General features: G+C 38.9%; 22 protein-coding genes. 20 read left to right on the forward strand and 2 right to left on the reverse strand.

The window, feature by feature from the left end:
• The first annotated feature begins 977 nt into the window (after window positions 1–977).
• From mioC to glmU, 15 genes are all read left to right on the forward strand, one after another.
• A complete protein-coding gene (gene mioC / locus WNY98_RS17785; RefSeq protein WP_170072867.1) occupies window positions 978–1,427 on the forward strand; it encodes an FMN-binding protein MioC in 450 nt (149 codons plus the stop codon).
• Window positions 1,428–1,855: 428 nt separating this feature from the next.
• A complete protein-coding gene (gene mnmG / locus WNY98_RS17790) occupies window positions 1,856–3,745 on the forward strand; it encodes a tRNA uridine-5-carboxymethylaminomethyl(34) synthesis enzyme MnmG (protein ID WP_024599963.1) in 1,890 nt (629 codons plus the stop codon).
• A 15-nt stretch (window positions 3,746–3,760) separates the two neighbouring features.
• On the forward strand, window positions 3,761–4,381 hold the full coding sequence (gene rsmG / locus WNY98_RS17795; RefSeq protein ID WP_342878561.1) for a 16S rRNA (guanine(527)-N(7))-methyltransferase RsmG: 621 nt from the start codon (window positions 3,761–3,763) through the stop codon (window positions 4,379–4,381).
• Between the two features lie 14 nt (window positions 4,382–4,395).
• Window positions 4,396–5,181, forward strand: coding sequence for a ParA family protein (locus WNY98_RS17800; RefSeq protein ID WP_004335235.1), 786 nt, complete (start codon window positions 4,396–4,398; stop codon window positions 5,179–5,181).
• A 20-nt stretch (window positions 5,182–5,201) separates the two neighbouring features.
• The gene (locus tag WNY98_RS17805; protein ID WP_197186260.1) at window positions 5,202–6,128 is read left to right on the forward strand and encodes a ParB/RepB/Spo0J family partition protein; all 927 of its coding nucleotides are present in this window, start codon (window positions 5,202–5,204) and stop codon (window positions 6,126–6,128) included.
• Window positions 6,129–6,270: 142 nt separating this feature from the next.
• Window positions 6,271–6,651, forward strand: coding sequence for an ATP synthase subunit I (locus WNY98_RS17810; RefSeq protein ID WP_024599965.1), 381 nt, complete (start codon window positions 6,271–6,273; stop codon window positions 6,649–6,651).
• Window positions 6,652–6,666: 15 nt separating this feature from the next.
• On the forward strand, window positions 6,667–7,524 hold the full coding sequence (gene atpB, locus WNY98_RS17815) for a F0F1 ATP synthase subunit A (protein ID WP_004335244.1): 858 nt from the start codon (window positions 6,667–6,669) through the stop codon (window positions 7,522–7,524).
• 61 nt (window positions 7,525–7,585) lie between these two features.
• Entirely contained in the window at window positions 7,586–7,828 is a 243-nt protein-coding gene (atpE, locus tag WNY98_RS17820; protein ID WP_007585980.1) for a F0F1 ATP synthase subunit C, read from the forward strand.
• Window positions 7,829–7,869: 41 nt separating this feature from the next.
• Window positions 7,870–8,340 (forward strand): F0F1 ATP synthase subunit B, encoded by a 471-nt coding sequence (atpF, locus tag WNY98_RS17825; RefSeq protein WP_004335264.1) that lies wholly within the window; start codon window positions 7,870–7,872, stop codon window positions 8,338–8,340.
• A 16-nt stretch (window positions 8,341–8,356) separates the two neighbouring features.
• Window positions 8,357–8,890 (forward strand): F0F1 ATP synthase subunit delta, encoded by a 534-nt coding sequence (atpH, locus tag WNY98_RS17830; RefSeq protein WP_024599967.1) that lies wholly within the window; start codon window positions 8,357–8,359, stop codon window positions 8,888–8,890.
• Window positions 8,891–8,904: 14 nt separating this feature from the next.
• Window positions 8,905–10,446 carry a F0F1 ATP synthase subunit alpha gene (atpA, locus tag WNY98_RS17835; protein ID WP_024599968.1) on the forward strand — a complete coding sequence of 514 codons (1,542 nt, stop codon included), beginning with the start codon at window positions 8,905–8,907 and terminating at the stop codon, window positions 10,444–10,446.
• Window positions 10,447–10,506: 60 nt separating this feature from the next.
• A complete protein-coding gene (gene atpG, locus WNY98_RS17840; protein ID WP_008172041.1) occupies window positions 10,507–11,367 on the forward strand; it encodes a F0F1 ATP synthase subunit gamma in 861 nt (286 codons plus the stop codon).
• 33 nt (window positions 11,368–11,400) lie between these two features.
• Entirely contained in the window at window positions 11,401–12,786 is a 1,386-nt protein-coding gene (atpD, locus tag WNY98_RS17845) for a F0F1 ATP synthase subunit beta (protein WP_024599969.1), read from the forward strand.
• A gap of 13 nt (window positions 12,787–12,799) precedes the next feature.
• Window positions 12,800–13,222 carry a F0F1 ATP synthase subunit epsilon gene (locus WNY98_RS17850; RefSeq protein WP_007377666.1) on the forward strand — a complete coding sequence of 141 codons (423 nt, stop codon included), beginning with the start codon at window positions 12,800–12,802 and terminating at the stop codon, window positions 13,220–13,222.
• 304 nt (window positions 13,223–13,526) lie between these two features.
• Window positions 13,527–14,885, forward strand: a complete 1,359-nt coding sequence (glmU, locus tag WNY98_RS17855) for a bifunctional UDP-N-acetylglucosamine diphosphorylase/glucosamine-1-phosphate N-acetyltransferase GlmU (protein WP_197186258.1) — start codon at window positions 13,527–13,529, stop codon at window positions 14,883–14,885.
• 26 nt (window positions 14,886–14,911) lie between these two features.
• Here glmU and WNY98_RS17860 read toward each other — a convergent pair whose 3' ends face one another.
• Window positions 14,912–15,754, reverse strand: coding sequence for a LytTR family DNA-binding domain-containing protein (locus tag WNY98_RS17860; RefSeq protein ID WP_342878562.1), 843 nt, complete (start codon window positions 15,752–15,754; stop codon window positions 14,912–14,914).
• A 144-nt stretch (window positions 15,755–15,898) separates the two neighbouring features.
• On the opposite strand from WNY98_RS17860, the gene WNY98_RS17865 reads away from it, so the two are divergent.
• The 3 genes from WNY98_RS17865 (at window position 15,899) to WNY98_RS17875 (ending at window position 20,355) form a co-directional block, all read left to right on the forward strand.
• A complete protein-coding gene (locus tag WNY98_RS17865; protein WP_342878563.1) occupies window positions 15,899–17,128 on the forward strand; it encodes an acyltransferase family protein in 1,230 nt (409 codons plus the stop codon).
• 83 nt (window positions 17,129–17,211) lie between these two features.
• Window positions 17,212–19,005: a choice-of-anchor I family protein gene (locus tag WNY98_RS17870; protein ID WP_342878564.1), complete on the forward strand. Its 1,794-nt coding sequence runs from the start codon at window positions 17,212–17,214 to the stop codon at window positions 19,003–19,005.
• 219 nt (window positions 19,006–19,224) lie between these two features.
• Complete coding sequence (locus WNY98_RS17875; protein WP_342878565.1) at window positions 19,225–20,355, forward strand: DcaP family trimeric outer membrane transporter; 1,131 nt, start codon at window positions 19,225–19,227, stop codon at window positions 20,353–20,355.
• 21 nt (window positions 20,356–20,376) lie between these two features.
• Here the strand turns inward: WNY98_RS17875 and WNY98_RS17880 are convergent, their stop codons facing one another.
• The gene (locus WNY98_RS17880) at window positions 20,377–21,282 is read right to left on the reverse strand and encodes a LysR family transcriptional regulator (protein WP_024611283.1); all 906 of its coding nucleotides are present in this window, start codon (window positions 21,280–21,282) and stop codon (window positions 20,377–20,379) included.
• Between the two features lie 198 nt (window positions 21,283–21,480).
• Between WNY98_RS17880 and WNY98_RS17885 the strand changes: the two genes are divergently transcribed.
• Window positions 21,481–23,187, forward strand: coding sequence for an L-lactate permease (locus tag WNY98_RS17885; RefSeq protein WP_342878566.1), 1,707 nt, complete (start codon window positions 21,481–21,483; stop codon window positions 23,185–23,187).
• Window positions 23,184–24,956 (forward strand): D-lactate dehydrogenase, encoded by a 1,773-nt coding sequence (gene dld, locus WNY98_RS17890; RefSeq protein ID WP_342878567.1) that lies wholly within the window; start codon window positions 23,184–23,186, stop codon window positions 24,954–24,956. Before WNY98_RS17885 ends, dld begins: the two co-directional genes overlap by 4 nt.
• Window positions 24,957–25,488: the final 532 nt, after the last annotated feature.

A 25,488-nucleotide genomic window follows, 5' to 3' on the forward strand; every position in this document is an offset into this window, starting at 1 on the left:
TCCAAAACTATCTTTATTACGTGCCAGAGAGCTCTGATTATATAGAGTAGACAATAATGAGAGTGCTTATTGAGGAGTTAATAGCACAAATCACACCTATTATTAGGTTAAAATCGTTACATTTTTAAACAAGCGCACGCTTTAATAGCGTTATATGTCGTACAAAAAGTAGTTATAAATGGCTTTCTTATACTTACTTTAGCTCACAAAAATGCACTAAAACACATCTCATACACGCAAAAAATGATGTTATTCGCTCAATTAAAGAGCTAAAAAACACTGATTAGTACTCTAAAAAGCTTACTTTTGACAATCTATAATTTGATAATCACTGTGATTTTTAAATAAAATAACTCAACTGTTAAGTATTCAAAACTTTTGATCTGCTAACTCCACCAGCAAAATTAATAAAAATAGCAGCTCTAAATTCGCATAAAATTAAAAATACCGAGATCACTTATCCACAATATCTAATTTTCAACTCAGATAAATACCAAAACTAGGTAAATCAGCCGCAAAAACCTCATGATCAATTGAAATTTATCTATTTATGAACTTATTTTTAATTAATTTCATTAGATCTGCTTTATTAGATCATTTTTAAAAATTATTTTCGATCTAAATTTAAGGTTATCAACAGGCTTTATATCCACATTATGATCAACAAGTATTTTTAATTGGGATATTTACAATTTAATTTTTTACTGACAAGTAATATCAATAACTTAGCGAATATAAAACAACCTAAAAAAACACTTTAAGCAGAGCTTTCCCCACTGTTATCAACAACTTGATCAGAAGATTACATTTAAAGATAATTTGTTAAACATCGCATTATCAATAACTTAAAGAGACAATTTTGATTGAGTGTAAAATTACCGCAAAAATAGTTATACAAAAAAGCACTCTTAACTTTACTGTTATCCTCACTCAGTTATCATAGGCGGTAATTAAAACCAATGTGATCACTAATATTCATGAGTTCAGTAAATCTTATTGTCGGCAGCCAAATGGGATCGGCCGAGTATGTTGCAGAGCAATTAAGCGACGCGCTTAATAACCTTGGTATTACTACGCAACTGCATGATCAACCTGAATTTAGCGATATTGATCAGCAAAATACTATTTGGTTAATCTGCACATCAACTTATGGTGCAGGTGATTACCCTGAAAATCTTATTAGTTTTGTTGAAGATGTAGCTCAAGCAGATGATTTATCTGAATTAAAATATTCTGTAATCGCTTTAGGCGACACTAGTTATGATACTTATAACCTAGCAGGACGTAATATAGATGCCTTATTAACTCAAAAAGGCGCTATAAAAGTAGCTGAACGTTTAGAGCTTAATATTCTCGATGAAGCACTACCAGAAGACACTGCATTAACATGGTTAGACTCTTGGATAACTCAAACAGGCATAAAATAGATAGATCAAGTAAAAAGTTATATATAAAGTTACCCACAATTTACTAATAATTTAATAGGTTTTGTGGATAAAGATTGAATAAACTGCGTTTTAAAGCATGCTTATCCATTGGATAAGATCCAACTGATTCAACCCTGTGCATAAAGTGCCTTTTTGATCAGAGCTTATTTGCTGGATGATCCGATCATATTAACACCTTTAGATCTGATCTAATTTCATGTTTTAAATGAAGATCTAAACCTTATCAACAGAAAAGTCGATCAGTAGTAGTAATAGTAATAAAAGATCTCTTTAAAAGATCCTTTATATTATTAGAGATCACATACTTAGATCTTGCCCTTTGTTTAATCATTTATCTTCTGCCAATTTCTAGGTAGAATACGCTCCCTTTTGAAGTTTACCGGTTTGATTTAAGTAGGATCCCATTAATGATTTTTCACGAAAATTTTGACGTTATCGTAGTAGGTGGTGGACATGCTGGCACTGAAGCCGCATTAGCAGCTGCCCGCATGGGGATGAATACCCTGCTACTGACTCACAATATGGATACCCTTGGTCAAATGTCTTGCAACCCAGCAATTGGTGGGATTGGCAAAGGTCATTTGGTAAAAGAGATCGACGCACTTGGTGGTGCAATGGCACAGGCCATTGATAAAGGCGGGATCCAATTTCGTACACTAAATTCTTCAAAAGGACCTGCTGTTCGTGCTACACGAGCACAAGCAGATCGCGCTTTGTACAAAGCGGCTATTCAAACAACATTACAAAACCAAGATAACCTTAAGATTTTTCAACAATCATGTGATGATCTTATTGTTGAAAACGATCGTGTTACTGGCGTAGTAACTCAAATGGGTTTACGTTTTAGTGCACCAAGTGTTGTTTTAACCGTGGGTACTTTTTTAGGCGGCTTAATTCATATTGGTTTAGAAAATTATAAAGGCGGTCGTGCAGGCGATCCCCCTTCAATCGCTTTAGCTGATCGCTTACGTGAACATCCATTTAGAGTTGATCGTTTAAAAACAGGTACGCCACCACGTATTGATGCACGTACTGTTGATTTTACAAAAATGGAAGCACAGCCTGGTGATACGCCAACACCTGTGTTTTCGTTTATGGGTAAACAATCTGATCACCCACAACAGATACCGTGTTACATAACTTACACAAACGAAAAAACACATGATGTTATTCGCAAAAACTTACATCGCTCACCTATGTACTCAGGTGTTATTGAAGGTATTGGTCCACGTTATTGCCCTTCAATTGAAGATAAAATTGTTCGTTTTGCAGATAAAGATAAACATCAAATATTTGTTGAGCCTGAAGGTTTAACATCATACGAATTATACCCAAATGGTATTTCGACTAGTTTACCGTTTGATGTACAACTTGAGATTGTGCAATCGATTACAGGTTTTGAAAATGCACATATTTGTCGACCTGGCTACGCAATTGAATATGATTACTTTGATCCACGTGATTTAAAACAATCTTTAGAAACTAAATTTATTGAAGGTTTATTTTTTGCGGGTCAAATTAATGGTACTACTGGCTATGAAGAAGCAGGTGCACAAGGCTTAATTGCAGGCATGAATGCTGCACTAAAAGTGCAAGGCAAAGATTCTTGGACACCACGTCGTGATGAAGCTTACGTGGGTGTATTAATCGACGACTTAGCAACATTGGGTACAAAAGAACCATACCGCATGTTTACCAGTCGTGCCGAATACCGTTTATTACTTCGTGAAGATAACGCTGATATTCGTTTAACTGAAAAAGGCCGTGAGCTAGGTTTAGTAAATGACGAACGCTGGCAGGCATTTAACGAAAAAATGGAAATCATCGAAAAAGAGAAGCAACGCATTAAAGATACGTGGATTCATAAAGATCACGCCGTTGTAGATCAAGTAAATGCATTACTGAAAACACCGCTTACACGTGAAGCAAGTTTAGAAGAATTACTTCGTCGCCCAGAGATTCGTTATAACGATCTTATGGCTATAGAAGGGTTAGGATCTGAATTTACAAACAAAGCGGCACTTGAACAAGTTGAGATCCATACTAAGTACGCAGGTTACATTGCGCGTCAACAAGATGAGATCAACAAACAGCTTCGTCATGAGCAAACAATTTTACCAAAAGAGTTTGATTATAAAACCGTATCTGGTTTGTCAAATGAGGTAGTTGCCAAGCTTATTGAGTCGCGTCCTGACACTATTGGTCAAGCATCGCGTATTTCTGGTATCACCCCAGCAGCGATTTCGCTATTATTAGTGTATCTGAAGAAGCAAGGCTTATTACGCAAATCCGCGTAACGGTAAGGGTACATAGTGTTACAGCAACAATTAACTACATTGTTAGCGCAAACTGATATTGCGCTAACAGAAAAACAACAGCAACAGCTAGTTCGTTACGTCGAGTTATTGAATAAGTGGAATAAGGCTTATAACTTAACCTCAGTACGCTTACCTGAAGAAATGATGATTAAGCATATTATGGATAGCTTAGTTGTTGCGCCTCACTTACCCGGTCATCATTATATTGATGTTGGAACGGGTCCTGGATTACCGGGTATCGTATTAGCAATTGCATTACCTAATACACATTTTGTGTTATTAGATAGCTTAGGTAAACGTGTACGATTTTTAATGCATGTTAAACATGAGCTTGGTCTTGATAATGTAACCCCGGTTCAGTCAAGAGTTGAAGAATATCAATCAAGTGTTAAATTAGACGGCGTACTAAGTCGTGCATTTGCTTCATTACAAGATATGGTTGACTGGTGTTCGCACTTAATCGATCATTCGGGTAAATTTATAGCACTTAAAGGCGTGTTCCCTAGCGAAGAGCTAGAGTCACTGCCTGCAGGCGTTAAGTTTGAGCAAAAAATTGCATTAGAAGTACCTAAGTTAGATGCACAACGACATTTAATTATTCTTTCTAAAGACTAGGGATCAGAGACACCGTGGCAAAAGTCATCGCATTAGCAAATCAAAAAGGTGGAGTGGGTAAAACTACAACCGCTGTTAACCTCGCTGCGTCTATGGCTGCAACGAAACGTAAAGTGCTGTTAATTGATCTCGATCCGCAAGGTAATGCGACTATGGGGAGTGGCGTGGATAAGTATGGCGACGTGCCAACTATTTACGACTTACTTATTGAAGATAAACCTATAGAAGACGTTATCATCAAAGAAACGTCTGGTGAATACCATATGATTGCTGCAAACGGTGATGTAACCGCTGCAGAAGTTAAATTGATGGAATTGTTTGCCCGTGAAGTGCGTTTACGTAACGCACTTGAAAAAATTCAGGACCAGTACGAATTTATTTTTATCGACTGTCCACCCTCTCTAAATATGTTAACTGTTAATGCAATGGCCGCTGCTGATTCTATTTTAGTGCCAATGCAGTGTGAGTATTATGCACTTGAAGGGTTAACTGCATTAATGGATACGATTACGCAGCTTGCTAAGTTAGTGAATCCTAGCTTACAAATTGAAGGCATACTTCGTACTATGTACGACCCGCGTAACCGTTTGGCAAATGATGTATCAGAACAATTAAAACAACATTTTGGCGATAAAGTATACCGTACGGTGATCCCGCGTAATGTTCGTTTAGCTGAAGCACCTAGTTTTGGTACTCCTGCTATGTACTATGACCGGGCATCAAGTGGCGCTAAAGCTTATTTAGCACTCGCTGGTGAAATGTTACGCAGAAAAGAAAAAACAGCGTCCGTTGTCGCCTAACTTTGAGGTAAAAAAATAACATGTCTGCTAAAAAACGAGGTTTAGGCCGAGGACTCGATGCACTTTTAAGTTCGTCAAAGCCTGCACCGAGCGCAAGCAAGGAACAAGACACATCAAACGTGACTGAAGCTGTAAAAAATGCAGCTGGGCCAAATAACAGTGAATTACAAAAACTTCCAATAGAGTTTTTACACTCTGGTAAATACCAACCTCGTAAAGACATGTCTGAAGAGGCGCTAGAAGAGCTTGCTAGTTCTATTCGCTCACAAGGTATTATTCAACCTATTGTTGTGCGCCCTATTGCACATAATAGCTTTGAAATTATTGCTGGTGAACGTCGTTGGCGCGCAGCGCAAATAGCTAAGCTTGAAACAGTACCTTGTATTATTAAAGATGTACCTGATGAAGCGGCTGTTGCAATCGCACTGATAGAAAATATTCAGCGTGAAGATTTAAATGCTATGGAAGAAGCAGTTGCACTTAACCGTTTACTAATAGAATTTGAATTAACACATCAACAAGTAGCTGATGCGGTGGGCAAATCACGTACCACAGTAACTAACTTACTTCGTTTAAATAATCTAAATAGCGATGTAAAAATTCTGTTAGAGCATGGCGATATTGAAATGGGCCATGCTCGTTGTCTTTTGGCTCTTGAAGGTGAAGCGCAGTCAGATGCTGCTCGTTTAGCTGTCGCTAAAGCATTAACAGTTCGAGAAACTGAAAAGCTCGTACGTTCAATTTTAGAACCTATACCTGCCAAAGAAATAACCGAAAAAGATCCAGATGTTAAGCAGTTAGAACAACAACTCGCTGAAAACCTAGGTGCTAAAGTAGAGATTAACTACAATAAAAAAGGCAAAGGTAAACTGGTTATTTCGTATACTAACCTAGATGAACTTGACGGCATTTTAAATCGTATCAATCACGACAATACCCACCATTAGTTTTCTACATGTCTAAAAAGGGACATTTGTAGCTATTTCGTGTTACAAAGCATCTACTCAAGTTGCAAAACTGGCAGGATTAAGTATAATTTCGCCAGTTTTCACACCCTAACAATTAGAACGCAATAAAGGTTAACTAAACGTGACTGATAAGTTAGCGAGTCCATATCGACTTGCCGTATTAAAGTTAATTTGCCTTCAGGGTGTTGTAGCATTAGTTGCTGCTGTAATTATTTTTTTTAGTTCGGGGGTCAATGCCGCGTTTTCATCACTCGCTGGTGGAGCTGTAGCAGTACTTCCGCACTTTGTATTTGCACTCTATGCATTCAGATATATGGGTGCAAGTCGAGCAAATCAAGCGTATGCCTCGTTGAAACGCGGCAACGGATTAAAGTTTATGCTAACAATTGTATTGTTTGCGCTAGTACTGAAGCATTTTCCGGTAATTTTATTACCCTTTTTTAGTACTTATATACTGGCGCTCTTTACTGGATTGTTCGCACCCGTTTTTTTTAAACATTAACTTTTGGGATATAACATGGCAGCAGAAGAAGTTACTCTATCTGGCCATATCCAGCACCATTTGACCAATGCTAAGATGTGTTCGACCGATACAGGTCTCGCCTTCAATAAAGCATGTACGGACAGTGGATTCTGGACATGGCATATAGATACCCTTGCATGGTCTATCGGTTTAGGTCTTATATTTTTATGGATCTTTCGTAGTGCCGCTAAAAAATCAACACTAGGTGTACCTGGAAAATTTCAGTGTTTTATTGAAATAATCGTAGAATTTGTTGGTGACAACGTACGCGATACTTTCCATGGTAAAAGCAAACTTATTGCACCATTAGCCTTAACGATTTTCGTTTGGGTGTTCTTAATGAACTTAATGGATTTAATACCAGTTGATTTCCTTCCAGCATTTGCAGGTTTCGTTGGTGAGACTGCATTTGGCATGGATTCACACGATGTGTACATGAAAATTGTACCAACGACTGACATTAATATGACTTCAGCGCTAGCGCTGGGTGTATTTATACTAATGGTTGGTTTTTCAATCAAAATAAAAGGTATTGGCGGGTTTATTAAAGAGTTAACGCTTCATCCGTTCAGCTCAAATAACATGTTTGTTCAAATTATTTTGATACCATTTAACTTATTACTTGAACTGATTGCACTCGTTTCTAAACCGTTTTCATTAGCACTACGTTTGTTTGGTAACTTATATGCTGGCGAGTTGATTTTCATCTTGATCGGCGCTATCGGTTTTATGCAACTACCGTTGCACTTTGTTTGGGCTGTATTCCATATTCTAGTTATTACATTACAAGCATTCTTATTCATGATGCTTACGATTGTATACCTAAGCATGGCAAGTTCAGATAATCACTAATTTTTAGATTTACAATTTTACTTTTACTTTTAACTTTACAATTGAAACTTTGGAGAAATAAATGGAAGCTTTAGAATTATTAACAGGCTTAAAATACATCGCAGTAGCTTTACTAATCGGTTTTGGTGCAATCGGCACAGCAATCGGTTTTGGTAACATGGGCGGTAAATTCCTTGAAGCATGTGCGCGTCAACCTGAGCTTGCACCTTCGCTACAAGTTAAGATGTTTATTCTTGCTGGTCTAATCGATGCTGTAGCAATGATTGGTGTTGGTATCGCTATGGTATTGTTGTTCGTACTTTAATTTTATTTTTTGAACAGCTTACTATTTAAGGAGGAGCGGTTGTGAATTTAAACGCCACTCTTATCGGTGAATTGATTGCGTTTACGGTGTTCGTATTATTTTGTATGAAATACGTATGGCCACCACTAAACGGTGCAATTGAAGCTCGCCAGAAAAAAATCGAAGATGGTTTAGCTGCCTCTGATAGAGCCGAAAAAGACTTAGAACTTGCGCAAAAGAAAGCTGCTGAACAGCTTAAAGATGCAAAAGCTCAAGCGGCTGATATCATTGATCAAGCTAAAAAGCGTGCAGTGCTAATTGTTGACGAAGAAACACTTCGTGGTCAGCAAGAGCGTGAAAGTATCATTGCTCAAGGGCACTCTGAAGTTGAGTCTGAACGTAATCGCATAACAGAAGAGCTACGTAAGCAAGTAGCAACGCTGGCAGTGATTGGTGCAGAACGTATTTTAGAGCGTGAAATTAATCAAGCCGCACATAGTGACATCGTTGAAAAACTTGTCGCTGAGCTGTAATTAGGAGGGTATGAGCATGTCTAATTTGACTACTATCGCTCGCCCATACGCTAAAGCGGCTTTTGAACTTGCCGTTGAGAAAGGCACTCTTGAAAGCTGGAACGATATGTTGTTCTTTGCTGGCCACGTAGCCAGCAATGAGCAAGCATCATCTGTTTTAGCGAGTATGCCTACAGCTACTGCACAAGCTGAATTATTTATTCAACTTTGTGCTGAGCAGCTCAACGAACAAGGTCAGAACCTAGTTAAGGTGATGGCTGAAAATGGACGTTTGATAGCTCTACCTGAAGTTGCACAGTTATTTGCTGATTTTAAAGCAGAATACGATAAAGAAATCGAAGTAGATGTGATTTCTGCAACTCCTCTTGTTGCTGCGCAGCAAGAGTCATTGGTAGCGGCACTTGAAAAACGTTTCGCACGCAAAGTTAAGCTGAATTGTAGTGAAGACGCGTCAGTGGTTGGCGGACTTATTATTAGGTCTGGCGACACTGTAATCGACGGTACTATTCGCGGTAAATTAAGCCGCTTAGCTACAACACTACAATCGTAATTGGGAAAAAGAGCATGCAACTTAATTCCACTGAAATTTCAGATCTGATCAAACAACGTATTGAGAAGTTCGAAGTTGTAAGTGAAGCTCGTAACGAAGGTACTATTGTATCTGTTACTGACGGTATCATCCGCATCCACGGTCTTGCTGACTGTATGCAAGGTGAAATGATTGAGCTTCCTGGCAGCCGTTATGCTATCGCACTAAACCTTGAGCGCGACTCAATTGGTGCAGTAGTAATGGGTCCGTACGCTGACCTTACTGAAGGCGTAAAAGTATATACTACTGGTCGTATTTTAGAAGTTCCTGTTGGTCCTGGTCTACTTGGTCGTGTTGTAAACACACTAGGTGCTCCAATCGATGGTAAAGGCGCTCTAGATAACGACGGGTTTGAACCTGTAGAAAAAATCGCACCAGGTGTAATCGAGCGTAAATCTGTAGATGAGCCAGTTCAAACTGGTTATAAATCTATTGATGCGATGATTCCAGTTGGTCGTGGTCAACGTGAGCTTATCATTGGGGATCGCCAAACAGGTAAAACTGCACTAGCAATCGATGCAATCATCAATCAAAAAGACACAGGCGTTAAGTGTGTGTACGTTGCGATTGGTCAAAAAGCGTCTACTATTGCAAACGTAGTTCGTAAATTAGAAGAGCATGGTGCACTAGCAAATACTATCGTAGTTGTTGCATCTGCTTCTGAATCTGCGGCACTTCAGTACTTAGCACCGTTCGCGGGCTGTACTATGGGTGAATACTTCCGTGACCGTGGTGAAAACGCATTAATCGTATATGATGATTTGTCTAAGCAAGCAGTTGCTTACCGTCAAATTTCATTACTACTTAAGCGTCCACCAGGCCGTGAAGCATACCCAGGTGACGTATTCTACCTTCACTCTCGTCTTTTAGAGCGTGCATCGCGTGTAAACGCAGATTACGTTGAAAAGTTCACCAATGGTGAAGTAAAAGGTAAAACTGGTTCATTGACGGCATTGCCAATCATTGAAACTCAAGGCGGCGACGTTTCTGCGTTCGTACCGACTAACGTTATCTCTATCACCGATGGTCAGATCTTCTTAGAAACTGACTTATTCAACTCAGGTATCCGTCCGGCAGTAAATGCTGGTATCTCGGTATCGCGTGTTGGTGGTGCTGCACAAACTAAAATCGTTAAGAAACTAGGTGGCGGTATCCGTCTAGCCTTAGCTCAGTACCGTGAATTAGCTGCGTTCTCGCAGTTCGCGTCTGACCTTGATGATGCAACTCGTGCTCAACTTGAGCATGGTGAGCGTGTAACAGAGCTAATGAAGCAGAAACAGTACGCGCCAATGTCTGTTGCTGATATGTCTTTGTCGTTATTTGCTGCTGAAAAAGGCTTCCTTCAAGACATCGAAATCTCGAAAATCGGTGACTTTGAAGCTGCTTTACTTTCTTATGCAAGTAGCACATACGCAGAGCTTGTGGCTCAAATCAATGAAACTGGTAACTTAAATGCCGAGATCGAAGCGCAGCTTAAAGAACTTCTAACGAAGTTCAAGTCTACGCAAACTTGGTAATTTAGTTATTAATGGTGAGCTTTAGGAAACTAAAGCACACCTTGATTCGGAGAGAGAGTCATGGCCAGCGGAAAAGAGATTAAAAGCAAGATCGGGAGTATTAAAAATACTCAAAAGATCACTAGCGCAATGGAAATGGTTGCTGCGTCTAAAATGAAAAGGGCGCAAGAACGCGTTGCTTCAAGCCGTCCATACGCTGACAAATTACGTGAAGTAATTGGTCGTGTTGCTCAAGCAAATCTTGATTTTACTCACCCGTTCTTAAAAGATCGTGAAGTAAAACGAGTTGGTTATATTGTTATCTCTACAGACCGTGGTCTGTGTGGCGGTCTAAACTCAAACGAGTTTAAGAAAGTTGCACTTGATGTTAAAGCGTGGAAAGAAAAAGGTGTTGATGCTGAATTTGCTACTTTAGGTAGTAAAGCAGCTGGTTTCTTCCAACGTTTTGGTGGTCAACTACTCGCTAAAAAAGCGGGCCTAGGAGATAAACCTTCAGTACAAGATGTTATTGGTCCTGTAAAAATAATGCTTGATGCATTTTCTGAAGGCAAAATAGACCGTTTATTCTTGGTATATAACAAGTTCGTTAATACCATGAAGCAAGAGCCAATTATAGATCAGTTACTCCCTTTGCCAAAAGCTGAAGAAGAAGTATCTGCTCACACATGGGATTACTTATACGAGCCAAACCCAGAGGCTATTTTAGAGTCTTTGTTAGTACGCTTTATTGAGTCTCAAGCATACCAAGGTGTAGTAGAAAATGCTGCCTCTGAACAAGCTGCTCGTATGGTTGCAATGAAAGCTGCAACTGATAACGCAGGTGACCTTATGGATGAGCTACAGCTTGTTTATAACAAGGCTCGCCAAGCAGCAATCACACAAGAAATTAGTGAGATTTGTTCTGGCTCAGCAGCAGTTTAATGCTTCGGGTAAAGATTAACGAGAGGAATAGACATGAGTTTAGGTAAGGTCGTCCAAATTATCGGCGCCGTTGTGGATATTGAATTTCCACAAGATAGCGTGCCAGCGGTATACCACGCACTAAGAGTTACAGATGGCGATTTAGCTGGTTTGACTTTAGAAGTCCAACAACAGCTAGGTGGCGGTGTAGTGCGTACTATCGCTATGGGTACTACTGATGGTTTACGTCGTAGTGCTTTAGTTATGAATACAGGTGAATCGATTCAAGTTCCAGTTGGTACTGCAACACTTGGTCGTATCATGAACGTACTTGGTGAGCCAATCGATGAAGCGGGTCCAATCGGCGAAGAAGACCGTATGTCTATTCACCGTGCAGCGCCTTCTTACGAAGAGCAATCAAGTTCAGTTGAACTTTTAGAAACAGGTATCAAGGTTATCGACCTTGTATGTCCGTTTGCTAAAGGTGGTAAAGTTGGTTTATTCGGTGGTGCTGGTGTTGGTAAAACCGTAAACATGATGGAACTTATCCGTAACATCGCAATCGAGCACAGCGGCTACTCAGTATTCGCAGGTGTTGGTGAGCGTACACGTGAGGGTAACGATTTCTACCATGAGATGAACGATTCAAACGTACTTGATAAAGTATCGCTTGTATACGGTCAGATGAACGAGCCTCCAGGTAACCGTTTACGCGTAGCGTTAACTGGTCTTACTATGGCTGAAAAGTTCCGTGACGAAGGTCGCGATGTACTTTTCTTCGTAGATAACATCTACCGTTATACACTTGCTGGTACAGAAGTATCTGCACTACTTGGTCGTATGCCATCAGCGGTAGGTTACCAGCCTACACTTGCTGAAGAAATGGGTGTACTTCAAGAGCGTATCGCTTCTACTAAGACGGGTTCAATTACTTCAATCCAAGCGGTATACGTACCTGCGGATGATTTAACAGATCCATCTCCAGCAACTACCTTTGCTCACTTAGACGCAACAGTAGTACTTTCACGTGATATCGCATCGCTTGGTATTTACCCAGCGGTAGACCCACTTGATTCATCTTCACGTCAGCTTGATCCACAAGTAATTGGTGAAGAGCACTATGGTATTGCACGTGGCGTTCAAACAGTTCTTCAGCGTTATAAAGAACTTAAAGACATCATTGCAATCCTAGGTATGGACGAGCTTTCTGACGAAGATAAGCAACTTGTATCTCGTGCACGTAAAATCCAACGTTTCCTATCTCAGCCATTCTTCGTGGCAGAGGTGTTTACAGGCGCGTCTGGTAAATACGTATCACTAAAAGATACAATTGCTGGCTTTAAAGGCATTTTAAACGGCGAGTTTGATGACCTTCCAGAGCAAGCGTTCTACATGGTTGGCTCTATCGAAGAAGCTCAAGAAAAAGCCAAAGGCATGTAACTAGGAGGGTAGTATGACAGCTATGACTGTACATCTTGACGTAGTAAGCGCTGAGCAGAGCTTGTTCTCTGGTCTTGTTGAATCGATTCAAGTATCTGGTAGTGAAGGCGAGCTGGGTGTAAACCTAGGCCATGCTCCACTACTAACTGCCCTTAAACCTGGTATGGTACGTTTAGTTAAGCAATTTGGTCACGAAGATGTGATATATGTTGCTGGCGGTACATTAGAAGTTCAACCAAATCACATCACGATTCTTGCAGATACTGCGGTTCGTGGTGAAGATTTAGATGAAGATTCTGTACAAAAAGCTAAACGTGAAGCTGAAGAACATATGGCGAATTCGTCAGCTGTTGAGTTTGATTATCAGCAAGCGGCTACGCGACTGGCAGAAGCAGTTGCTCAGTTACGCGTAATTCAGCAATTACGTCACAAGTAAGCCTATCCGGTTTTTAAAAGCCCACTTTGAGTGGGCTTTTTTGTGTCTATAATTTAGATATTTAATAGCCGTTTTTTATAAATGCTAAATAATGGGTTTATCAGATTGTTATCTACACATTTACACTTATATCCTTAACCAATCCTCGCTACAATAACGCCATTCAATTAAGTGTGTTTTTCAGTCAAGATTCAGTACTAATAAACTAACCTACTGAGTATTTGCACAAGAAGTGATTTACGTAATCTTCTGATCAAACATAAAACTTATTTAGCTAAAACAACGAAAAAAGGAAATTGTTTTAATGGCTCTAACAACAGTTATTCTTGCTGCGGGTAAAGGTACTCGTATGCGCTCTGCTCTACCTAAAGTTCTGCACAACGTTGCAGGTAAACCAATGGTGCAGCATGTCATTGATAATGCGATGGCATTAGGTGCAACAACTACAAACTTAGTTTACGGACACGGCGGCGAACTATTACAAAAACAACTTGCCGATAACGATGTAAATTGGGTACTCCAAGCAGAACAACTTGGTACTGGCCACGCAGTAGCTCAAGCTAACCCACACATTAATGACGACGACACCGTACTTGTTTTATACGGCGATGTACCACTTACAAAGCAATCAACGCTTGAGCGCTTATTAGCTACAACACCTAAAAATGGTTTAGCGGTATTAACAGTTAATTTGGTTAACCCAAATGGTTACGGACGTATGCTGCGTGAAAATGGCAAGCTTGTTGGTATTGTTGAGCAAAAAGATGCAAGTGCAGAGCAGTTACTTATTAGCGAAGTAAACACCGGCATTATGGCGGTTAACGGTAAGCTTTTAAAAACATGGTTAGGCAATCTATCTAACAACAATGCACAAGGCGAATACTACCTTACAGATATTGTTGCTATGGCTCACCGTGAAGGTGTAGAGATCACTTCAGCTCAGCCAGACCATGCAATGGAAGTTGAAGGCGCAAACAACCGCGTACAACTTGCAGGCTTAGAGCGTGCTTATCAAGCATGGCAAGCAGAAGAGTTAATGTTAAATGGCGCAACACTTGCTGACCCTGCGCGTATTGATGTGCGAGGAACAGTTACCACCGGAGAAGATGTACTTATCGATGTAAACGTTATTTTTGAAGGCACAGTCACGCTTGGTAACAATGTACAAATTGGCCCTAACTGCGTACTTAAAAATTGTAGTATTGGCGATAACGTTGTCATTAAAGCTAATACACTGATTGAAGATGCCACAGTTGCTGATAAATGTACGCTGGGTCCTTATGCTCGCCTTCGCCCTGGCGCTGTAATGGAAGAAGACTCGCACATTGGTAACTTTGTAGAGATGAAAAAAACCCGATTAGGTAAAGGCTCTAAAGCCAACCACTTAAGTTATTTAGGTGATGCTGAAATTGGCGAAAAAGTGAATATTGGCGCTGGCACTATTACCTGTAACTACGATGGTGTTAATAAAGCAAAAACTATTATTGGCGATAATGCCTTTATTGGCTCTAATTCATCACTCGTTGCACCAGTAAATATAGGTGCAACTGCAACAATTGGTGCAGGCTCTGTGATCACCAGTACTGTTGAAGATGATCAACTAGCAATCGCACGCTCTAAGCAGCGTAATTTAACTGGCTGGAAACGACCTGTTAAAAAATAACAATAGAGGCTACTTAGGTAGCCTTTTTATTTTAGTTGAAGTTTAAATTGCTCTTTATAGCGTCTAGATAGATTAAGTACTTTACCTGTTGTTAGTTTTATTTCACTGTCGCCACTGGGGAGTGGTGTAATGGACTCAACTTTATCGAGTTTTACGCCATGGCTGCTGTGAATTCTACAAAACCCCTGCTTTTCAAGTTGTTTGCTCAATGCTGTAAGCGTTGCCCTTAACGGATATATACGTGAGCCTATATGTAGGTTTACATAATTACCCGACGATTCAAGCCAATCAACATCCTCTATTTTTATAATGAATTCCTTACCGAGCTTTTTAACTAATAAGCGGTTTATGGTCGATGTTGTTTGCAGCTCACTTTCTTCAATTGAAGAGGCTTCACCTAGTAACTGCTGCACCACATATTGATATACTTTGATAAGTACGATGAAAAATACAAAGCTTATAGCGTCTTTCTGGTATTCATAAATAAGCTCAAACCAGCTAAGTCCAAAGTTGTAAGACCCATCATTCAAAAAATATATGAATTTACGAACTCCTACCATAATACCAACGTGTAACACGTTAAATATAATAGAGGCACCAAAGTACATACCTAATGAGGCCGTAATGTTTTGCCAATTAAAAGGTAAGTATCTTAAAAACCAGATTAAAATAGGAAATATAAGCAAAGTACTCAAGGCACTTGAATACTCCCAAACAAATGGCTCCCATACTAAAAAAGTTAAAGCCCCTTCTCTTTGGGCTTCCATTATTTGGGTTGTAGCGTTTACTGTATTATTAACTAATACGTAAGCACACAGTAATACTGATGCGTAAATGCTTTGAAAACGTTGAAAGTGCTGTAGGTTCATAAATGTATGCTTATTGCTGATGTGGCACGCTTATCCCTGTATACCACCTTTTATCACTATTGCTTGTAATATAAGCACTTATAGATAGTTTTAGCGAGATCTTTAGGTATGAATAACGCATAACATACATAAAGTAGTAAAAGCATGAGCACTCAAGTACAACAACCTTCATTAATTAATTCGCGTAAATATTGTCTTGACTGGCTTAGGGTAATCGCATTTGCGTCGCTAATTTTTTATCACATTGGCATGTTGTATAGCGAAAACTGGGGATTTCATTTTAAAAGTAATTATACATCACAGTATGTTGAATATTTAATGTTGGTGTTTTCACCTTGGCGCATGTTGCTCATTTGGTTTATATCGGGCGTAGCACTGCGTTTTATGATTGATAAAGTACGCAGCTTTAAGTCTTGGTTACATTTCACCTTATACCGCTCTATTTTTTTACTATTACCCTTGCTGGTGGGGTTATGGTTAGTCGTGCCTTTACAGCTGTTTGCAGAAATGTCACAGCAAGGTGTTATTGATATTAGCTATTGGCAATTTTATTTAGCTTTTATAGAGACTAACAATACGCTTTTTATTAATTATCAGTCTGGTGTGTGGCCGAATGTGGATGTAAATCACTTATGGTATTTGCGCTCGTTGTGGCAATTTATGCTGATCATTATTGTTTTAACTCTTTTTGCACGCTTGCCCTTTATTGCGCCTTTAAAAGCCTTTGTTAAAGGGGGGATATCATTTGGGTTTTTAATTACCTTACTTATTATTGCCACACTATTTACAAGCCATTACTTAACTGGCGATTCAATCAGAGAAACTAACGGCTTAATACTGCTACTCGCAGGATACATACTTGCTAAAAACACTTATTTTTGGAACTGCTTAAATAAAAACTTGGTATTACTGGCTTTGAGTTTTGCGGTTTTGTTTGTACTTATAATATTAAGTTATCAGAAGGTGTTTACTCTTCCTCATTTTATTTTAAGCGGTAGCTACAATATTCAACGTGTTGTAGGTGTATTTTTTGTACTTGCGCTCGCTCACCGATTTTTAAATTTTAATATCTACTATTTAAAGCAACTCAATACATGGGTGTTTCCCTTTTATTTATTGCATCAAAGCATATTGATTATTTTGTGTTTTTTACTGCAACCTTTAAGTTTAGGGGCTGTTGTTGAGCCATTCATCATTATTACAGGGACTTGGTCTTTTTGCGGTGTTATTGCATGGGGTATTGCACGTATTGATGTATTTAGACCTTTGCTAGGGGTTGCAATTAAACGAGAGTATTCCTCGACTGTAAAAACGATTGGCTATACGGCCGCTTTAATTTTAATAACTCCGCTAGCGTATAAGCTAATCACTTAGGCTAAGAGGCTGTATTAAAATTGCCATAATCTTGTCATGCCGGTGTGTTGATATTTAGCAAATACAATACTAAGGAAAATCACATGTTTAAAAAATCAATTATCGCGCTGTCACTTGTATCTGTTCTTACTGGTTGCTCACTTGATGGTGACGATGGTCAAAACGGCTCTCAAGGATTACAGGGAGAACAGGGCACACCTGGAACTAATGGGTTAAATGGTATAAATGCCAATTCAGCATTAAATATTAACCTTGTGGGTAGAGGTGTATTAAATGCACAAAGCCCTGAAGGTGCAGCTGAAATAGTTGCATATCAAGCATCTAAAAAATGGATTTACGCTATTAACAGTTCAGGTGATGACGCTGTTGTTAATATTTTACCCGCCGACACCTTTGATAGTGCCGCACTCGTTAAAGATAACGAAGGGGTTATAAGCGCCACAAACTTAACCTCGGTCATTACGTTGCCTTTAAACGAGCACAACCAAGGCGATGCAAACAGCATTGCTATTGATGAAAACAATAATTTACTAGCGGTTGCAATGGCTGCTGAAAATGTCGGTGATGCAGGTCAAATTGCTTTTTACGATATAAGCGGCGACTCACCTGTATTTATTAAAAATGTAACGGTCGGATTTTTACCAGACATGGTGACGTTCACCCACGATGGCGCAAAGGCAGTGGTTGCTAACGAAGGTGAACCAAGTGGCGACTACAGCGTAGATCCTGAAGGTTCTATTAGTATTATCGATATAACAAATAATGTAATAGCCGATACAGCAATAAATATTGATTTTAAAGCCTATAACAACAAACAAACCGAACTAGAAGCGCAAGGGGTAGTTTTTGCAAATCCAAATGGTCGTACTATTAACGGTAATCTAATAAATACCACAGTAGCTATGGATTTAGAGCCCGAGTACGTTAGCATTTCTAAAGATAACAAATATGCTTATGTATCTATTCAAGAAAACAATGCACTTGCAATAGTTAACCTACAAGACAACAGTCTTGAGCTAAAGGGCTTAGGTTTTAAAGATTGGTCAAGCTTACAACTTGATGCCTCAGATAAAGATGGCGGCGTTAATTTTAAATCATACCCAGGGCTCTATGGTATGTACCAGCCCGATACTATCTCAAGCTTTAGTTGGAAAGGCGCTAACTTTATAGTCACTGCCAACGAAGGTGACGCAAGAGAATACTTTTTTGATACAACGGATGAAGCAGACTGTATAGCAAAGGGCGGACTTGATTACGATGAAGACGATGGCTGCTTAGCTTATATAGATGAAAGCCGCGTTGAAGACTTAACGCTTGCTAGTAACTTTGATTATTTAAATAATGACGATGATGATATTGGTCGCTTAAAAGTAACTACAATAAAAGGCGATACCAATAACGACCGACGATACGAATCGCTTTATGCCTATGGCGCACGTTCTTTTACTATTTGGGATAGCAACGCGCTGGTGGTTTTTGATTCAGGCGACGATATAGCACGTATAACAGCATCTGTGCATGGTGAGTCATTTAATAATGATGAAGATGAAAACAAAGGTGACTCACGTTCAGATGATAAAGGCGCAGAGCCCGAAGCGCTGACTATTGGTGAAATTGGCGATCGTACATTTGCCTTTATTGGTTTAGAGCGTATGGGTGGCATTATGGTTTACGACATTACTAATCCATACAATGTGCAATTTGAAGACTACTTCTATAATAGAGGCTTAATTAAAGGAGCGAATATTACAGGCGATTTAGCACCTGAAGGAATGGTATTTGTTCCCGCAGAGCAAAGTGCAACAGGAAATGCACTATTAATAGTTGGAAATGAAATATCTGGTTCTATTGTGGTATGGGAAATTGCAGCTAGTTAAAAAGGTTAGTTTTTAGCTAAAGTAAACTTGGATCAACTTACACAGTGAAGTTGATCCACTAAATTTTTTAACCTAAGTCTAGATGTGTTTATATTGCGTTAATTTTTGGTTTTATTATGTTAACTATGGAACAAGTGATTCGCTTTTTTCATACTTTTTAAACAGCCTTTTACTCTCTAAATTGAGAGCTCTAAAAATAAAACACACAAAAGGCTATTTATGACACACACAAAACCACACTTAATTTCCGCTGCGCTTTCAATTATATTACTAGGTTACTCTAACTTAAGTTTAGCGAGTATTGAATTAGCAAATATAGATACGGGTTCTAAAAAAACAAAAGTAGAACTTGGTGGCTACGCAAAAGTAGATGTTCGTCATGTATCTGGTGATATTGCTTATCAGGATTACTGGATAGGTAATTTCCCTCAAGGTGAAGCCGTTGATACGTCGCACACAGGATTTAACGTTAAAGAATCAAGACTTAATTTAAAAATACAACGCGGCGATGTAATTGGGTTTGTTGAGGTGGATTTTTACGGCGGTGGCGGAAACGAAGTTGTTAGTAATTCGTCAAACGATCGTCTACGTCATTTTTATATTCAATACAAAGATTGGTTAGCAGGGCAAACATGGTCAACCTTTATGCCTTTAGCTGCATTGCCTGAAACATTAGACTTTGGTGGTCCGCATGTAGGCGAAGTGTTTATTAGGCAAACACAAATAAGGTACAGTCATGGTGGCTGGCAGTTCGCTATTGAAAACCCAGAAACAAACGGCGACGGTGACAACGGTACAGCGTCAAGTGCGGTTGGTGTTTCTGGGGCACAAGCCGATAAAGACGAATCAATTCCCGATTTTGTTGCGCGTTATAATTATAAAAAAGAGTGGGGCGAATTATCTATTGGTGCTTTATTAAGAAAGGTTGATCAGGGTGGTATAGATAAAACAGCAATTGCAGGTAATTTTTCGGGCAAAATTAAAACGTTTGGCAAAGATGATTTTCGCTTTCAAGTTAGTGTAGGAGAACCTGGTCGTTATGCAGCTGCAGGATTAACAAACGATATTGTAGTTAACGAGCGCGATGAAGTGGAAGTAGAAAAAACGACTGCATTTACTGTTGCCTATAAACATTTTTGGACAGGAACTTGGCGTTCAACCGCTTTTTATGGTGCGGCTAAAACGGATATAATTGAAAAGGATCGGGCTCATTGGGGAGTTAACTTAATAACAAACATAACAGACGATCTTAATGCGGGTATTGAGCTTGGGCAATATAAGATTAATGATGAAAATATTGACAGTATCAGCTCTAACTACTTTCAGCTTTCTGCTAAATATAGTTTTTAATATAAATAATAGGCGTGTTATTTAACAGTAATACGCCTGTTTTTTATGTAACGATTCTCGTAAATGCTCAACAAGCAGTTTTAATTTTTGATCAGGTTGCCTTACTTTAGGATAAACCGCATACATCCCCATTTTCTTTCGTGTAAAGCTTTGCAAAATCTGCGTTAACGTATTTTTTTGTAGTTCTTGATAAACGAGAGCTTGCGGTAAAAAAGCAATACCTAAGTCGCTAAGCGCGGCTCGTTTAATTGCACTGAGATGGTTACTATGAAAGCGACCATGTATGGGAAGTAGCTGCTCCGCTTCATCAATATACAATGGCCATATGTCATTACAGGTATTATCGAACTTATATACTAAGCACTCATGACTTTGTAGTTGTTCAGGGGTTTGCGGTACACCGTATTGTTTTAAATAGTTTGGTGTGGCACATATTACCCATTGGCTATCTATTAGTCGCCTTGCAATGAGTGATGAGTCTTCAAGTTCGGCTGTTCTAATAGCAAGATCATAACCTTCCTCAATTAAATCAACCAATCTATTAGTAACTTGTAAATCTACGGATATTTCAGGGTGCTTTTTACAAAATTCAGCAATCGACTCACTCAATGCTAAATTTGCTGATACAACGGGCATTGTTATTCTTATATTACCTTTCATGTCATCACCGTAACCAGTTACGGCATTTTCGGCTTCTTGAAATGCAAATTTAACAATTTTAGCTTTGTTATAAAGCGTTCTTCCTGCATCGGTGAGGCTGAGCTTTCTGGTTGTTCTGTAAAGAAGTTGGGCATTTAAGCTTTCTTCTAATCTTGCAATACGCTTACTTACGACTGAATTAGTTAATGAAAGCTTCTCTGCTACTTTAGAAAATGACCCATCATCAACAACTTGGACAAATAAAACCATGTCATCTGCCTTTGCCATATTTGTTCCCCAATTAGTGTAATGCGCTTCTTATTATGGCAAAAAAGGAAAATAAGATTGCCTTTACATGCAATATATCAATTTATTTACAAGGAGTAGAGTGTATTAAATCTGTCTTGGTCGCAATAAAATCATAAAAATAAACTCTAAATGGTTTTAACAGGGCAGTCACACACACAACAAAAAGAGGATACAATTTTGAGTCAAACAATATATGGATTATTGGCATTACTGCCAATTGTTCTCAGCGGTATTTTGCTAATAGGTCTGCAATGGTCTGCAAAAAAAACAATGCCAATAGTGCTCGCCGTTACTGCTGCAATTGCTATTTTTATATGGGATATGACCCTTAATCGAGTTTCATCATCAATTATTCAGGGGTTTGTGATCACAGTCTCAGTGTTATGGATTGTGTTTGGTGCCCTGTTTTTACTTAATACATTAAAACATACCGGCGCAATAGCGGTTATTCGTGCTGGTTTTACAAACGTATCGCCAGATCGACGTGTTCAAGCCATTATTATTGCATGGTGTTTTGGTACCTTCATTGAAGGTGCATCAGGATTTGGTACGCCAGCAGCAATAGCCGCACCATTAATGGTTGCTATTGGCTTTCCTGCACTGGGTGCTGTTTTAATGGGTATGATGATCCAAAGCACGCCTGTATCGTTTGGTGCTGTGGGTACACCTATTGTTATAGGTGTAAGTAAAGGATTAGATACAACGGCAATTAGCGCTCAATTAGCACAAGAAGGTATGTCGTGGGATACTTTTTTACAGCTAATAACCAGCCAAGTAGCCATTCTTCATGGAGTTATTGGTACATTCATGCCTCTTTTAATGGTAATGATGTTAACTCGGTTTTTTGGTAAGAATAAAAGCTGGAAAGAAGGATTTGCTATTTGGCCATTCGCTATTTTTGCAGGGCTAGCATTTACCATTCCCTATACATTAACAGGTATTTACCTCGGTCCGGAGTTTCCTGCTCTTATTGGTGGTTTGGTCAGTGTTGCTATTGTTATTAACGCAGCTAAAAAAGGCTTTTTAATACCAAAAACAACGTGGGATTTTGCTCCAAAAAAAGAATGGCCAAGTGAGTGGATTGGCAAGCTTGTTGTTGATAGTGATAATAATACATCTACATCTGGTAACAAAAGCATGTCGCCTATTATGGCGTGGTTTCCTTATTTATTAGTTGCTTTGCTACTTGTTTGCTCAAGAGTATTTGTAGAGCTCAAAACATTACTTACAGATGCGACACTAAATTTTTCATCACTTTTAGGTGAAGCTGATATTAGCGCTGGTTTTAGCCCTTTATATTTACCCGGTGGGCTCTTATTGATAAGTGCTTTATGTGCTGCGGGGCTTCAGTCTAAAAAGCCAGTTAGCGCCTTAAAAAATGCATTTAGTGAATCAGGTAAAACGGTATTAGGTGCAGGCTTTGTACTTATTTTTACTATTCCGATGGTAAGGATATTTATTAACTCTGGTGTTAACTTATCAGATGTGGCAAGTATGCCTGTTGCAAGTGCAGAGTTGTTTGCTGGTGTTTTTGGAAGTGCTTTTCCATTAATTAGTTCTACAATCGGTGCATTAGGTGCTTTTATTGCGGGTTCAAATACAGTGTCCAACATGATGTTTAGTCAATTTCAATATGAAGCAGCTATGAGCTTACATATTTCACCCTCTTTAGTCATAGCATCTCAAGCGGTAGGTGCTGCAGCAGGTAATATGATCGCAATACATAACGTAGTGGCTGCATCTGCAACTGTTGGTCTACTTGGTATGGAAGGTGCCACACTTAGGCGCACTATTTTACCTACAATTTATTACGTGCTTTTTAGTGGTGTAATCGCTATGACCGCAATTTACATTTTTGGTTTTCAAGGACCCTTAGTATCATGAGTAATAAGCAAACACAGGATTCGGGCTGTAATACTTTCACATCAAAAAGTACTTCTCAAAACGTACTTAGCTCAGATCAAGTTTTAGCTAAACTAACCAATATACTTGGTGCGAATAATTTACAGGCTGATCCAGAAAAAAACGAGCACTATAGAATGGGCTGGCGTTCTGGTGGCGGAAGCGCTTTAGCGGTTTTGTTTCCGCAAAGCTTATTGGAAATTTGGCGCAGTTTAGAAATTTGCGTTGAGGGCAACTGCATTATAATAATGCAAGCAGCAAAAACGGGATTAACAGAAGGCTCGACCCCAAGTGGGAATGATTACGATAGACCGGTTGTGGTTATTAATACATTAGCGATGGATCAACTATTTTTGGTTAATAATAACGAGCAGGTTATTAGTTTACCAGGTGCTACCTTACATCAACTACAAAGCCAGCTTAAAACCGTAAATAGAGCACCTCACTCTATAATTGGTTCATCTACTTTAGGTGCATCTATTATTGGTGGTGTTTCTAATAACTCTGGTGGCGCACTTGTTAAAAGAGGTCCTGCTTATACTGAGCTTGCTTTATTTGCACAAATAAACGAACACGGCGAGCTCATACTCGTTAATCACCTTGAAGTAGAGCTTGGTAATTCCCCAGAGGAAATACTAACTAACTTACAAACAGGCAATTTTGATAAAACAAAATTACCAGTAAGCGACAAGCTTGCATCCGATAGAGAATATATAGCAAGAGTAAAAGATGTTAACGCTAGTACGCCAAGTCGTTTTAATGCCGATAAGCGAAGACTTTATGAAGCTAGTGGCTGTGCAGGTAAACTTGCAGTATTTGCAGTACGTCTTGATACCTATCCAACAGCTGAAAAAGAGCAAACCTTCTATATAGGTAGTAATAGTGTTAGTGAGCTTGCTCAGTTAAGAAAGCAAATATTATCAACGTTTAAAAACACCCCTGAAGTTGGCGAGTATATGCATCGAGATATATTCGATGTATCTGCTAAATATGGCAAAGATACCTTTTTAAGCATTAAACACTTAGGTACGGATGCATTACCTAAATTGTTTTCTATAAAAGGACGTATAGATTCAAGACTTAATAAGTTGTCATGGGTACCAAAGCACTTTACCGACAAAGCAATGCAGCTCATAGCTAAAGTGTTTCCTCAGCATTTACCTAAAAGAATGCTCGAGTACAGAGATAAGTATGAACATCACCTAATAATGAAAATGAGTGATGATGGTATAGAAGAAGCGCAAACTTTTTTAAAGCCATTTTTTGAAGCATCAAATACAGGTAACTATTTTACGTGTAATAAGGAAGAGTCAGAAAGTGCTTTTTTACATCGCTTTGCAGCTGCGGGTGCTGCACTAAGGTACGAAGTTATTCATGAAAAAAAAGTGGGCGAAATATTGGCGCTCGATATAGCTATTCCGCGTAACGAACTCGACTGGCTAGAAACGCTACCAAACGAAATTTCCCAACATATAGAAAAGAAACTCTATTATGGTCATTTCTTCTGTTATGTTTTTCATCAAGACTACATATTAAAAAAAGGAACTGATGCCAAGCTTATTAAAAAGCAAATGCTAAAGTTACTCAATGAAAGAGGAGCTAAGTATCCTGCTGAACATAATGTAGGACACTTATACGAAGCTGAACCTGATTTACAAAATTTCTATAAAAGCCTAGACCCGACTAATACATTTAATCCAGGTATAGGAAAAATGCCTAAAAATAAACGCAACTGTTCTTGTTGTTTATAACGTACATTGCATAACGGTATTGAGTTTTTAAACGAAGAGATAGCTTAATACCGTTAATGTTGTAAATGCAGCCTGATTTTTGAGCATAAAACCCTATGTAGCCCTTTATTTGTATAGCTTTCATACTAAATTCATTTAATTGTCAAAAAGCTGAAATAAAGTATTGACCCTCACTCGTTTATCCCTATAATGCGACCCCACTGAGACGGGAAACGCCGAAGCATAGCGAGGCAGCAACTACTCAGAGAGTTAAATAAAACTTCGGTTTTAAATTTTCCAAAAGAATATTTAAAACAAAGTGTTGACTCGAAAAATAAAGGGTGTATTATTCGCATCCCTTGAGACGCTAAGGCGAATCAAACGTTCTTTAACAATATAAAGCAATCATCTGTGTGGGCACTCGTACAGATTGAGTTCTAACAGCCAAGCTACTTCGTTCTTTATTGAGCAAGTAACGAGGCAAACAAATTAGAGTCTCAATTGAAAACTGAGTGACCAACAGAATAGTTATTTAGGTAATTATTCGGCACAG

It is taken from the genome of Pseudoalteromonas sp. AS71, from assembly GCF_038900275.1.
GTDB lineage: Bacteria > Pseudomonadota > Gammaproteobacteria > Enterobacterales > Alteromonadaceae > Pseudoalteromonas.

Coding starts and splice junctions, on each gene's coding strand:
- WNY98_RS17875 (WP_342878565.1), top strand. CDS start 19,225: ATGACACACACAAAACCACACTTAATTTCCGCTGCGCTTTCAATTATA.
- WNY98_RS17850 (WP_007377666.1), top strand. CDS start 12,800: ATGACAGCTATGACTGTACATCTTGACGTAGTAAGCGCTGAGCAGAGC.
- atpG (WP_008172041.1), top strand. CDS start 10,507: ATGGCCAGCGGAAAAGAGATTAAAAGCAAGATCGGGAGTATTAAAAAT.
- atpB (WP_004335244.1), top strand. CDS start 6,667: ATGGCAGCAGAAGAAGTTACTCTATCTGGCCATATCCAGCACCATTTG.
- glmU (WP_197186258.1), top strand. CDS start 13,527: ATGGCTCTAACAACAGTTATTCTTGCTGCGGGTAAAGGTACTCGTATG.
- atpA (WP_024599968.1), top strand. CDS start 8,905: ATGCAACTTAATTCCACTGAAATTTCAGATCTGATCAAACAACGTATT.
- mioC (WP_170072867.1), top strand. CDS start 978: ATGAGTTCAGTAAATCTTATTGTCGGCAGCCAAATGGGATCGGCCGAG.
- atpE (WP_007585980.1), top strand. CDS start 7,586: ATGGAAGCTTTAGAATTATTAACAGGCTTAAAATACATCGCAGTAGCT.
- WNY98_RS17805 (WP_197186260.1), top strand. CDS start 5,202: ATGTCTGCTAAAAAACGAGGTTTAGGCCGAGGACTCGATGCACTTTTA.
- dld (WP_342878567.1), top strand. CDS start 23,184: ATGAGTAATAAGCAAACACAGGATTCGGGCTGTAATACTTTCACATCA.
- WNY98_RS17865 (WP_342878563.1), top strand. CDS start 15,899: ATGAGCACTCAAGTACAACAACCTTCATTAATTAATTCGCGTAAATAT.
- mnmG (WP_024599963.1), top strand. CDS start 1,856: ATGATTTTTCACGAAAATTTTGACGTTATCGTAGTAGGTGGTGGACAT.
- WNY98_RS17860 (WP_342878562.1), bottom strand. CDS start 15,754: ATGAACCTACAGCACTTTCAACGTTTTCAAAGCATTTACGCATCAGTA.
- WNY98_RS17870 (WP_342878564.1), top strand. CDS start 17,212: ATGTTTAAAAAATCAATTATCGCGCTGTCACTTGTATCTGTTCTTACT.
- atpH (WP_024599967.1), top strand. CDS start 8,357: ATGTCTAATTTGACTACTATCGCTCGCCCATACGCTAAAGCGGCTTTT.
- WNY98_RS17880 (WP_024611283.1), bottom strand. CDS start 21,282: ATGGCAAAGGCAGATGACATGGTTTTATTTGTCCAAGTTGTTGATGAT.
- atpD (WP_024599969.1), top strand. CDS start 11,401: ATGAGTTTAGGTAAGGTCGTCCAAATTATCGGCGCCGTTGTGGATATT.